Origin of the sequence: Candidatus Oleimmundimicrobium sp., from assembly GCF_030651595.1 — a bacterium.
Classification (GTDB): Bacteria; Actinomycetota; Aquicultoria; order UBA3085; family Oleimmundimicrobiaceae; genus JAUSCH01.
Genome location: NZ_JAUSCH010000137.1, coordinates 1 through 12451, shown reverse-complemented (window position 1 = coordinate 12451; position 12451 = coordinate 1). Strand labels below are relative to the sequence as shown.

Below are 12451 nucleotides of genomic sequence, written 5' to 3'. Positions count from 1 at the left end.
AAAAAACGTGATGGTGAAAAACTTACGTCAAAAGAGCTTGGATTTATGGTGCAAGGATTTGTTGAGGGGGAAATCACCGATTACCAAATGTCGGCTTTTCTTATGGCTTGCTATATCAGGGGTTTAGACGTTGATGAAACGTCAAACTTGACCAAAACGATGGTTTTCTCCGGCAAGCAGGTTGATTTAAGCACAATTGCTGGAATTAAAGTTGACAAGCACAGCACAGGTGGTGTTGGAGACAAAACCACGTTAATTGTTGCTCCCCTGGTTGCTGCGGCAGGAGTTCCGGTGGCCAAAATGTCAGGGCGCGGTCTGGGGCATACGGGCGGCACCATCGATAAACTTGAATCCATCCCCGGATTTAATCCTTATCTTGAAGAAAATGAATTTATTAGGCAAGTGTCTGAGATTGGAATTGCTGTTGTTGGGGCAACTGAAAACGTAAACCCGGCCGATAAGAAAATTTATGCTCTGAGAGATGTAACGGCAACTGTTTCAAGCATTCCCTTAATTGCTTCGAGTATTATGAGCAAAAAGATAGCCGGTGGGGCGGATGCAATTGTTTTAGATGTAAAGGTTGGCTCCGGCGCTTTTATGAAAAATTTTGACGAAGCTAATGAATTGGCTAAATTGATGGTAAATATTGGCCAAATAGCCGGACGAAAAACGATTGCTTTAATTACAAATATGGATGAGCCTTTAGGACATGCAGTGGGGAATGCTCTTGAAGTTAAAGAAGCAATAAACACGCTTAAAGGGCAGGGGCCCAAAGATTTAACGGAACTTTGTCTTGCTCTTGGCTCGCAGATGCTTGTTTTGGGTGAGATTGAAAAGGATGTTAAATCGGCTAAAGAAAAGCTGAAGAACGTTCTTTTTTCGGGTAAGTCACTTGATAAATTTGCTCAGTTTATCGAAGCTCAGGGTGGAGATTCGGGGGTAATTGATAATTATGATATTTTACCTAAAGCCAAGATTGTTTCTGATTATCTGGCACCGACTGGTGGCTATATTTCGTCAATTAATGCGGAAGCAGTCGGAAAGGCCGCTTTTGAACTGGGGGCCGGACGCGTAACTAAGGATGATAAGATAGATAGTTCCGTAGGCATTATTTTGAAACACAAGGTTGGGGACCATGTTGAAGCGAGCGATGTTTTAATTGAAATTCATGCAAATGATTTGAAGTTACTTGACCGAGCCGATACGATTATAGATAATGCTATAGAAATTAAAGATAAAAAACCAGCGAGGAAAGAGTTGGTTTTGGAAGAAGTAAGGGGTAAGGATTAAGGAGCAATTCTTTCTCGTCATTACGAGGAACGAAGTGACAAAGTAATCTCAAAACTAAAAAACTACCGCTTGCCCGCCTCTGGCGGGACTAATAAGGTTAATAACTAACTTGGAGGAACGATGGCTGAAAATATTCTGGAACTTATAGGAAATACTCCTGTTGTAAAAATCAACAAGTTAAATCCTAATCCCAAGGTTACTATTTACGCAAAACTTGAAGGATTTAATCCCGGTGGCTCCATTAAAGATCGGGTTGCCAAATATATAATAGAGAAGGCTGAGGAGTCCGGGGAGCTCACCAAAGACAAAGTTATTATTGAGGCAACCAGCGGGAACACCGGAATCGGTCTTGCTTTAGTTTCGGCAGTTAAAGGTTATAAATGTTTAATTGTTATGCCTGAATCCATGAGTATTGAACGCAGAAAGATTTTAAGAGCTTTTGGCGCCGAAATTCTGCTTACGTCGGCTGATGAGAAGATGCCCGGAGCTATCAAGAAAGCCGAAGAACTTGCCAAAGATCCCAAGTATTTTGCGACAAAACAATTTGAAAATCCCAACAACGTGCTTACTCATTACGAAACGACGAGTCAAGAAATCTTAAAACAGGTTGGGAAGGTGGATGTTTTTGTTGCCGGAATTGGGACAAGCGGGACAATTATGGGGATAGGCAAGAGACTTAAAGAGGTTAATCCAAACGTAAAAATTATTGGCGTTGAGCCGAGAATGGACTCAAAAATTCAAGGTCTTAAATGCTTGGATGAAGGGTATGTTCCCTTGATATATGATGAAAATATTTTAAGTGAAAAAATTATAGCTGAAGATGAAGATGCTTTTAGAACCGCCAGAGAACTTGCGAAAAAAGAGGGAATTTTTGTGGGGATTTCGTCTGGGATAGCTATGCATGAAGCGCAAAGGCAAGCGAGTATGATGGATAGCGGCATAGTGGTAATAATATTTCCGGACAACGGTGACAAATACTTAAGTACAGATTTGTTTATGGAGGTTTAGTGTTGTGAAATTGTTAAAGATATGGCGAATTGTGGCAACGGCTATTTGGATTGGACTATCAATAGCAGTCGTAGCTTATTTTTCTTCCGGCATGATTGAACTTTTCTCAGCGGGCAAAATTTTACAGGGAATAATGTGGCTCATTTTGTTTATCGGGGTTCCACTTGTCCTCTGCTTCGCGCTTTACACTTTGCTTTTATTTCCGATAAATTATTTTAGTATCAGACTTAGTGAAATAAGAAAAACCAGCGAATAAAGAGTAAGAGGTGGAGTTAACAGCCACCTCTTACTTAGTGCTATAAACCACCGGATTACCCGGCCTGCTTACTCAGGCAGTTTTTTCATTGTGAAACTTAGTTTCTTCATTTTCTTACTCGCCGCAATCTTATTCTTTCCCTCCCCCTTGATGGGGGAGGATTCAGGTGGGGGTGAACTTCCGACTCCCGACTAAGAGACTCTCAACTGATGGGCAGATAAACTGAGAAGGTGGTTATTTTATTGGGGACGCTTTCAACTTCGATTTTTCCGCCGTGGGCTTCAGCAATTTTTTTAGCAATAGTCAGGCCGAATCCGGTTCCACCCGAGGCATCCTTGCTTTTATCGCCTCTATAAAATCTTTCAAATATAAAAGGAATATCTTCTGCAGGTATTCCAACGCCGTTATCTGAGATGCTTAAAATTGCAAATCCGCTTTTTTGTTCTGCTTTAAGCACTATTTCACCTTTTTTGGATATATGTTTAACCGCGTTATCTATTAAACTAAGCATGAGTCTTTGTAATTTTTTCGCATCTCCTTTAAATGTGAAATCCTTAAAATCTTCCACTTTAAGCTTGGTTCCTTTAGATTTTACGATAGTCCCGGATTTTTTCGCAATTTCATTTAAAAACTTTTTAACTGAAATTTTTTTAATAGAAAGCTTGTCTTTGTAGCTTTCTTTCCTGGCCAAACTTAAGAGGTCATTTACCATGGAGCTCATCTTTTTCAGCTCTTCTTGAGCACTTTTTAACGCACTTTTTAACTCTGTTTTTGTGGACTTTGGGTTTCGTAAGGCCACATCGATTTCTCCCCTGGCAATGGTCAGCGGTGTTTTAAGCTCATGAGAGATATCTGTAAAGAAACTTTTTTGACCTTTAAAAAGATTATCGAGTTTTTCAATCATTTTATCGAGGGTGTCGGCAAGTTTTTTAAGCTCGTCTTCGGGGCCGGTTAAATTTACTCTTTGGCTTAGGTCGCCTGAGCTTATTTCGTCGGCTTTTTCGGTTATTATTTTTATCGGTCTGAGCGCGCGGTTAACAAAAAAGAGGCCGCTTACAATGGCGATTATTATGAATATGATGTTCCCAGCCAAAAGAGACATACCCAAAGAAAGCATATTTTGCTCGCTTTCATAAAGGGGTAGGGCGCAGACAAAATAATTGTCGTTAACTCTTTTTATCCCAATGCGAACTGCAGAATTGTCGGTTAAGGTTCCACTTACAATGAGAGGTTTATTTTTAACTTGAGTTAAAATATTTTTATCGATAACAATTAAGTTTTCTTCAAGAATGACATTTGCAAAAACAACCTCGCCCTGAGAACCTAAAATTTCTTCAAAAAATAATTGACCGCTACCAGCACCTTTAATGCCAACTCCTCTAAGTTTTTTGAAGTGGAGACTCTCGCTGTTTTCTATTCTTTCCAGTCTGGATAGAAGAGTTCGGTCGATTCTTGAGTAAGTTTGCTGTCCGGCATATGAGTACACAATGCCGCTGAAAAGGGCCAAAATGAAGACCAAAATAAGTGCATATCTTATGATCAACTTTGTTTTGAAAGACCTAAACATGGTTACACCCCAATCTTATAACCTGCGCCTCTAACAGTTTTAATGAGTTTTTTATCGAAATCGTCGTCTATTTTTTTACGAAGATATCTTATGTAGACATCGACCACATTTGTTTGTGTATCGAAATCATAACCCCGGACATGTTCAGCTATTTTAGTTCTGCTTAAGACCATATTCTTATTTCTTGCCAGGTATTCAAGGAGGGCATATTCGCGCGCGGTTAGTTCAATTTTTTTGTTGGCTCTTTCGACTTCATGAGAAGCGGTATCGATTTTTAAATCGGCAATTTCTATTACGTTGCTCTTTTCGGGAGCAGCTCTTCTCAGCATTGCTCTTGTTCTAGCTAAAAGTTCGTCAAAGGAAAAAGGTTTGGGCAGGTAATCGTCTGTGCCCGCGTCTAAGCCCTTAACCTTATCATCAACCGTATCCCGGGCTGTTAGCATGAGGACCGGAGTTTTTATGCCTCTTTCATGGACTTTTTTAATCAGTTAAAAACCATCCATTTTTGGAAGCATTACATCTAAGAGAATAAGGTCATATGCGTCATTTAACGTTTTAAGGAAGCCTTCTTCTCCGTCTAAAGCATAGTCTACGGTATAATATTCGGCCTCGAGGCCTTTTTTATAAAATTAACGATTTTTTGTTCATCTTCGATTATTAAGACACGCATGATTGTTCCTTTTAACTTAATAACATTAAAAAAATCCTCAATTAGCCAAGTGATTATTACTACTTTTAGTTTTTAAACTATGTTAACATTATTTTATATGTTTTCAAAAAAAAGGGGTGTTGTATGAAACGAACTGCGATTGTTATATTATTTGCTGCTTTGTTTATTATCTTGAGCTTGTTTGGTACACTGGCTGGGATTTATACTGATTTTTTGTGGTTTTTGGAGCTAAATTTTTCGGCTGTTTTTATGAAAGTATTGCTTACTAAAGTTGTCCTTTTTCTTGTTCCCGGCATCATATTCCTTATCTTTATCTATCTTAACATTCGTTTGGCAGCTCGGCTTGCTCCAAAATACGCTATGGAGACCGAAAACCAGATAGTAATCTTAAATCCCCCGATTGCCAACAAGATGTTTACGCCTGTTTTATTAGGAATCTCTCTTTTTTTCAGTTTTATTATGGCATCCGCGGCGAAAGATTTTTGGCAGAACATATTGCGTTATTTAAATGCAGTTTCTTTTGGAAGCGTTGATCCGATTTTTGGTCGCGATATATCGTTTTATGTCTTTAGATTGCCGTTTTTAAGACAAATATATGGTTGGCTTTTGGCGGCAATAGCGATAACAACGCTGGCCACGGCTCTGGCATATTTTTTGTACCGGGGGATAGTTCTTGGGCAAATGGGTTTTCATAAATTTGCTCCACACGTTAAAGCTCATCTATCCGTTCTTTTCGGTTTGTTCTTTATTGTTTTATCGTGGGGATATGTTTTGCGGGAATATGCTCTGCTGTATTCGGCACGAGGAGCTGCTTTTGGCGCGAGCTATGCCGATGTTTACGCGCAACTTCCGATATATCGTTTAATGGTCTTTGTCGCTATTGCAATTGCCATAATCTTCATATTAAACATTAGGTATAAAGGGTGGCGATTGCCGATTATCGGTATGACCATTCTCGTTCTTTCAACTGTGCTGAGCGGGATATACCCGGCAGCTGTTCAGCAATATGTTGTATCTCCCAATGAACTCGACAAAGAGAGCAAGTATATTAGTCTTAATATAAAACATACAACAGAAGCGTACGGACTGGATAAAGTAGTTGAGAAGGAGATGCCTGCAGCGGACGATTTGACTCTCGAGGATCTTGAAAACAACGAAGACACCGTAAGAAATATCAGGCTCTGGGACTGGAGACCGCTCAAGACCACTTTCGGTCAGATACAAGAAATCCGACCCTATTATGTCTTTAACGATGTTGATGTTGACCGTTATAAATTTAACGGCAGTTTTGAAGCGGTTACGTTATCGGCAAGAGAGCTTTCAACCGACAGACTTCCTCAAACGGCAAAAACATGGGTTAATGAGCATTTGGTTTTCACTCACGGCTACGGTCTTTGTTTAAATCCCGTTAACAAAGTTACAAGTGAGGGAATGCCGGAATTGTATGTTAAAGACATTCCCCCCAAGATGAACGTCGATTTGGATATTGATAGGCCCGAAATATATTATGGCGAGGTAAATGACACTTATATTATTGTTAAGATAAAACCTCCGACGAAAGAACTCGACTATCCCAAAGGAGACAAGAACGAATACACGACATATGAAGGAAAGGGCGGGATACCTATTTCCTCAACACTTAAAAAAGCCGCGTTTTCAGCGAGATTTGGTAGCTTGAAGTTATTATTAAGCGATGCCGTTAGTTCACAAAGCCGCATAATCTTCCGAAGGACCATTAAATCCCGTGTTGGAGCAGTGGCGCCCTTCCTTTCTTACGATTCAGACCCTTATCTCGTTGTATCGCAAGGGAAACTTTATTGGATACTTGACGCATATACCAAGACAGATATGTATCCTTATTCGACTCCAACGGGTGATTTTAACTACGTAAGAAACTCCGTTAAGGTGGTTATGGATGCATACAATGGTGATTTAAGTTTTTATATCTTTGATGAGAGCGATCCAATGGTTAAGTGCTATCAAAAGATTTTTCCCGACTTGTTTAAATCGGCGAGCTCCATGTCTTCTGACCTACGTTCCCACATCAGGTACCCTATTGATTTAATGATGACTCAGGCGCGGATGTACGCGACCTTTCATATGACTGACCCGCAAGTATTTTACAACAAGGAAGATCAGTGGGCCGTTCCCCGTGAAATTTATGGCGAGACCGATATCGAGATGGAACCCTATTACATAATAGTGAAATTGATGGGGGAAGAAAAGGAAGAGTTTCTACTCATGTTACCCTTTACACCTGCCAGGAAAGATAACATGATAGCGTGGATGAGTGCTCGTTGTGACGAGCCGAACTATGGACAAATTTTGGTCTATAAGTTTCCCAAGGATAAATTGGTCTTTGGACCAATGCAGATAGAGGCCAGAGTAAACCAGGACCCGGACATCTCAAGAGAACTTACTTTGTGGGGGCAGGGGGGTTCGAAGGTGATACGTGGGAACCTTCTTGTTATCCCGATTGAGGATTCGTTGTTTTACGTTGAGCCTCTTTATCTACAAGCTGAACAAGGAGAATTGCCCGAGCTTAAAAGAGTTATATTCGGCTATGGAAACAAGATAGTTATGGAAGACACTCTCGAAGATGCCATGCTAAAGGTTTTTGGAGAGGCGAAGCCCACGGAGCCCGAGGAAGTTGAAGTGGAGGAAGAGGTTAGCATAGAGGGTTTAATTAAATCGGCAACCGAACACTTCAATAAAGCGCAGGAGTACCAAAGGGAAGGCGATTGGGCTGGTTACGGCGAAGAAATTGAAAAATTGCAAGAGGTCCTGGCCGACTTAGAACGAGAATTTAAAAAATAGGAAGGAATTTCATCTCCTTAGACGAATATTCTTAGTTGAGGAGGCGATAACATGGAAGAGGAAGTCGGGAGAGTAGCACATTATTTTTCTCATCTTTTGGTGGCTGTTGTGGATGTTACTAAAGGTATACTGAACGTAGGTGATACTATCCACATAAAAGGCTACACGAGTGATTTTACTCAAAAAATTGAATCAATGCAGGTAGAGCATGCCTCAATTGAAAGCGCAAAAGCCGGTCAGTCGGTTGGTTTAAAAGTGAAAGATCCTGTTCGAGAGCATGATGTGATTTACAAGGTTTCCTAAAGTGTTTATTTTTAAGGCCAAAAACATAAACAATGAGTGTACCCCTTATTTAACAATGCCCTTCTTATTTAAGTTTTCATAATTTCCTATGGTAAAATAAATGAGTTAAATTTTATAATAAAAAGCGAGAAGATAATGGAGATAATCGTAAGTCACGTTAACACAGATTTTGATGCATTGGCGGCTATGGTTGCGGCGCAAAAAATTTACCTTGATGCAAAACTCGTGTTTAGCGGCTCTCAAAATCGAAATGTTAGGGAATTTATTTATTTACATCATGACCTAATTGATTTTTTTGAGAGCAAGCAAATAGACAGAGACTCTATTAACAGAGTTATAGTGGTCGATACGAAAATTGCTGATAGATTAGGCGAACTTGCCGATGTGGTTTCAAAACCCAATGTCGAAGTATTTACATTTGATCATCACCCTCCAACCGATGAAGATATGAAGACAACATGCGATTTTTCTGAGGAAACCGGTTCGGCTACAACTATTTTTGTAAAGATAATAAGGGATAAGAAGATAATTATATCTCCTTTTGAAGCTACGCTTTTTGCTTTAGGTATTCATGAGGATACAGGTTCTCTTACTTATCCAACCACCACATATGATGATGCTGAAGCCCTTGCTTTTTTGATGGCTCAAAAAGCAAATATTGATTTAATAAACTACTTTTTAAATCTTATCTTAACCGAAGAACAGCACAAGCTTTTAAACGAGCTACTTCAATCGGTTCATACTACAGATGTTAATGGAATTAGAATTATGTTTACGAGCGCCAAAGCGACCGAATATGTAGATGGTGCTTCGGTTCTTACGCATAAAATAGGTGATTTAGAAAACGTTGATGTAATTTTTTCCTTTATCGAAATGAAGGACCGAATTCATGTTATTGGCAGAAGCAGGGCCGATGAGGTTGATGTAGGAAAGATTTTAGCGTCACTTGGCGGAGGCGGTCACCCGCAAGCCGGGTCTGCAGTTGTTAAAGGTAAATCGCTCAAAAAGATTGAGAAAGATTTATTGGATAAAATCTCGATTTATGCAAAACGGCCTCTTACTGCAAAAGAAATTATGTCAAAACCAGTTCGATTAGTTGATTCTAAAATGACGATTCAAGGGGCCGGAAGATTGATGTTGCGTTATGGCCACAGTGGGCTTCCTGTTGTTGAAGATGACGAACTCGTTGGGATTATCTCTAGACGAGATGTTGACAAGGCCATCCATCATGGGTTAAAACATGTTCCCGTAAAGGGTTTTATGTCTCATAACGTCATAGTTGTGGGGCCGGATAAACCGATTTATGAAATACAACAGCTCTTGATGGAAGAGGGGATAGGCAGAGTTCCCGTTGTTGATGGTGGAAAGATTATAGGGATAATAACTCGCACGGATGTTCTTTGCGTTCTTCACGGGTCCGATTACTTATCTACTTCAAGTAGCACCCAGATCAATACATGGTTTACCAAAGAAAAAATTAAAGAGAAAATTGCGAATTTATTGCCTAAAAATGTGCAGAATCTTCTCGAAGAATTAGGAGAATTGGCAAAAAAAGAAGAGAAAAATGTTTATGTGGTGGGAGGATTTGTTAGGGACCTTCTTTTAGGGTATCGCAATCTTGATGTTGATATTGTTGTTGAAGGTGATGGAATTGCTTTTGGAAGAGCCATTGTTGAAAAGTTAGGAGGCAGAATACGAGCTCATAAAAAATTTGGAACAGCGGTAGTAATTTTACCCAATGGTTTTCGCATCGATGTCGCATCTGCCAGACTTGAATATTATGAGCGTCCAGCTGCTTTGCCCCAAGTTGAATTTGCGTCCATTCGGCACGACTTGGCAAGGCGAGATTTCAGCATAAACGCCATGGCGCTAGCTCTAAACTTTCCTCGTTTTGGTGAGCTTCTTGATTTTTTTGGAGGCCGACGGGATATCAAAAAAAAGAGCATCAGGGTCTTACACAGCCTAAGCTTTGTTGAGGATCCCACTCGTATATTTAGAGCTGTTAGATTTGAACAAAGATATGGCTTTATGATGGAATCTCATACCGAAGAGCTAGCCAAAAAGGCAATTGACATGGAGCTTGTGGGTGAGCTTACCAACGAAAGAGTTATGTATGAACTTGTTTTGATACTATCCGAAAAAACTGCTTGGAAAGCTGTTGAGCGGTTGTGGCAATTAGGTGCTTTGCAGACACTTCATCCAAAATTAAACATTGATGCTGAGTTAAAATTGCTCTTTGAGCAGGCCTTCGATTCAATTCCTATACTTGATGCTTACTTTACCGTCAAGACCCGTCAGTGGCTTGTTCTTTTGATGATGATGCTTCGAAATTTGGATGAAAGTGAATTAAACGAGTGGTGTTTGTGGATGAGAATTAAAAAGAAAGATGCTGAAATGATTAAAGAAAGCATTTTAAGAGGACCGGAGATATTGAAAACATTAAATTTATCGGCACAACTAAAAGATAGCGAGCTCTACTTTTTATTAAAAGATATGGGTCAAGAATCGATAGCTTATATCTTTTCGCGAAGTCTTAATCCTCAGTTCAGAAAGAGAATTATTCATTACTTAACAAATCTTAAAAGTATTTCAACGAGTATTTCAGGAAAAGATTTAATGAAGTTAGGATTTGAAGTTTCTCCATTGTATAATTTGGTCTTACGAGATTTGCTTATCGCAAAATTAGATGGTTTGGTGAAAACCAACGAAGAAGAGAAAAAATTTGTAAAATTGGTATTCGAAAAACTAAAAGGGGGTATTGGTACTTGATAGATTTTAGTAGAATAATGTTTTTTATAGCTTTAGTTCCGGCGGTAATAGTTCATGAATATTGTCATGGACGAGCTGCTGAATTAATGGGGGACAAAACCGCACGACTTGCCGGACGATTGACATTTAATCCTATCCCTCACATAGATCTTTTTGGAACAATAATCTTGCCTCTTATTTTAGTGTTTTCAGGCTCGCCCATCGTTTTTGGTTGGGCGAAGCCTGTGCCCATTAATCCATATAATTTTAAAGATCCGCGAAAAGGAATGATGTATACGGGAATGGCGGGCCCCGCTTCAAATTTCATAATGGCTGCGATTGCCGGTTTTGCGGTTAGACTTGGATTGTTTTCTTACATCCCTTCCATAGAGGCATTTTTGATTTATTTTTTGATTATAAACATAGTGTTGGGTGTTTTTAATCTTATACCCATTCCTCCGTTGGATGGTTCCCGTGTCGTATCGGGGATTTTGCCTTATAAGTTAGCTAGAGAATATAACAAACTTGAGCAGTACGGCATGATTATACTGATGATAATTTTTCTCTTTTTTAATGAACGGCTTTGGGCGACAATTGGTCCCGTCATGAGTTTTTTAGTTTACTTACTCTTAGGCCAACATTTTATTTAGAATTTAAAAAAAGGGGTTGTTTTTGTGAAGAAGAGAATTGTGAGTGGAAATCGTCCAACGGGAAAACTCCACATAGGGCATTACCATGGAGCTTTGCAAAACTGGATAGAACTGCAAGATAAATACGATTGCTTCTTTTTTGTAGCAGATTGGCACGCTTTAACCACAAAGTATGATGAGACGGAAAATTTAAGAAAAGATACTGAAGATATGGTAATTGACTGGCTGGCGGCCGGGTTAAATCCTTCGAAATGTACCATCTACCGTCAATCGGATTTGCCGGAAGTTGCTGAGTTAAGCTTGTATTTTTCGATGATTACGCCAATTTCCTGGCTGGAGAGATGCCCCACCTACAAAGAGATGTTAAAAGAGATTGATTATAAAGATATATCCACTCATGGATTTTTAGGATATCCCATTCTTCAAACTGCCGATATAGTTCTTTATCATGGTGAACTTGTGCCTGTGGGCGAAGACCAACTGCCTCATCTTGAACTTGGAAGAGAGATTGTTCGGCGGTTTAATTATTTTTATGGTCAGTATTTTCCAGAACCCCAGGCGGTTTTATCTCATACTAAACGAGTGATTGGAACGGATGGGCGCAAGATGAGCAAAAGTTATGGAAATTCAATAAATCTTTCAGATTCACCTAAGGAGATTTTAAAAAAAGTTCAAACAATGATAACCGACCCCGTCCGCATAAAACGAACTGATCCCGGCCATCCCGAAGTATGTTTGGTCCACGGTTTGCATAAGATATACAGTGCCGACCATATTGATGAGATTGTTAAAGAGTGCAAATCGGGCAAGATAGGTTGTGTGGAGTGCAAAAAACTTCTTGCTGAAAGGATAAATGAATCTCTGGTCGATTTTAGAGCAAAAAGGGCTGAATTAGAAAAAGATCCCGGCCAAGTGTGGAAAATTTTAGAATTCGGAGCTAAAAAAGTGAGACCTATTGCTCAAGAAACCTTAAGAGAAATAAGGAAAAGAATTAATATTGATGGATAGAGTAGATGGAGTGTAGGGAGCAGCTCCCAGTCGCCAGCCTCCAGGAAAAACAAACATGGGAGGAGAGCGGGGAGCTAGAGATGAGATTGCCGCGCTTTGCAAAACAAAGGCTCGCAATGACAAACCAGCTTATG

The 12451-nt window shown here is 39.7% G+C and carries 10 protein-coding genes; 8 read left to right on the top strand and 2 right to left on the bottom strand.

The features are described from left to right. From Q7U95_RS08320 to Q7U95_RS08310, 3 genes are all read left to right on the top strand, one after another. Window positions 1-1290: pyrimidine-nucleoside phosphorylase (locus Q7U95_RS08320; protein WP_308753551.1), on the top strand; the 1290-nt coding region annotated here is incomplete at its 5' end. A 120-nt stretch (window positions 1291-1410) separates the two neighbouring features. Beyond that, entirely contained in the window at window positions 1411-2298 is an 888-nt protein-coding gene (locus Q7U95_RS08315; RefSeq protein WP_308753550.1) for a cysteine synthase family protein, read from the top strand. Between the two features lie 4 nt (window positions 2299-2302). Further along, on the top strand, window positions 2303-2554 hold the full coding sequence (locus Q7U95_RS08310; protein WP_308753548.1) for a hypothetical protein: 252 nt from the start codon (window positions 2303-2305) through the stop codon (window positions 2552-2554). Window positions 2555-2756: 202 nt separating this feature from the next. Here Q7U95_RS08310 and Q7U95_RS08305 read toward each other — a convergent pair whose 3' ends face one another. Both Q7U95_RS08305 and Q7U95_RS08300 read right to left on the bottom strand, forming a co-directional pair. Next, window positions 2757-4121, bottom strand: coding sequence for an ATP-binding protein (locus tag Q7U95_RS08305; RefSeq protein WP_308753546.1), 1365 nt, complete (start codon window positions 4119-4121; stop codon window positions 2757-2759). 2 nt (window positions 4122-4123) lie between these two features. Further along, a complete protein-coding gene (locus Q7U95_RS08300) occupies window positions 4124-4606 on the bottom strand; it encodes a response regulator transcription factor (RefSeq protein ID WP_320415576.1) in 483 nt (160 codons plus the stop codon). A 308-nt stretch (window positions 4607-4914) separates the two neighbouring features. Between Q7U95_RS08300 and Q7U95_RS08295 the strand changes: the two genes are divergently transcribed. The 5 genes from Q7U95_RS08295 (at window position 4915) to trpS (ending at window position 12317) form a co-directional block, all read left to right on the top strand. Further along, window positions 4915-7608 (top strand): UPF0182 family protein, encoded by a 2694-nt coding sequence (locus Q7U95_RS08295; protein WP_308753542.1) that lies wholly within the window; start codon window positions 4915-4917, stop codon window positions 7606-7608. 51 nt (window positions 7609-7659) lie between these two features. Beyond that, window positions 7660-7911, top strand: a complete 252-nt coding sequence (locus Q7U95_RS08290) for a hypothetical protein (RefSeq protein ID WP_308753540.1) — start codon at window positions 7660-7662, stop codon at window positions 7909-7911. Window positions 7912-8046: 135 nt separating this feature from the next. Then, window positions 8047-10680, top strand: coding sequence for a CBS domain-containing protein (locus Q7U95_RS08285; protein ID WP_308753538.1), 2634 nt, complete (start codon window positions 8047-8049; stop codon window positions 10678-10680). Beyond that, window positions 10677-11309, top strand: coding sequence for a site-2 protease family protein (locus Q7U95_RS08280; protein ID WP_308753536.1), 633 nt, complete (start codon window positions 10677-10679; stop codon window positions 11307-11309). Before Q7U95_RS08285 ends, Q7U95_RS08280 begins: the two co-directional genes overlap by 4 nt. 24 nt (window positions 11310-11333) lie before the next feature. Then, on the top strand, window positions 11334-12317 hold the full coding sequence (trpS, locus tag Q7U95_RS08275) for a tryptophan--tRNA ligase (RefSeq protein ID WP_308753535.1): 984 nt from the start codon (window positions 11334-11336) through the stop codon (window positions 12315-12317). Window positions 12318-12451 lie beyond the last annotated feature (134 nt).

Coding starts and splice junctions, on each gene's coding strand:
- Q7U95_RS08315 (WP_308753550.1), top strand. CDS start 1,411: ATGGCTGAAAATATTCTGGAACTTATAGGAAATACTCCTGTTGTAAAA.
- Q7U95_RS08305 (WP_308753546.1), bottom strand. CDS start 4,121: ATGTTTAGGTCTTTCAAAACAAAGTTGATCATAAGATATGCACTTATT.
- Q7U95_RS08295 (WP_308753542.1), top strand. CDS start 4,915: ATGAAACGAACTGCGATTGTTATATTATTTGCTGCTTTGTTTATTATC.
- Q7U95_RS08290 (WP_308753540.1), top strand. CDS start 7,660: ATGGAAGAGGAAGTCGGGAGAGTAGCACATTATTTTTCTCATCTTTTG.
- Q7U95_RS08285 (WP_308753538.1), top strand. CDS start 8,047: ATGGAGATAATCGTAAGTCACGTTAACACAGATTTTGATGCATTGGCG.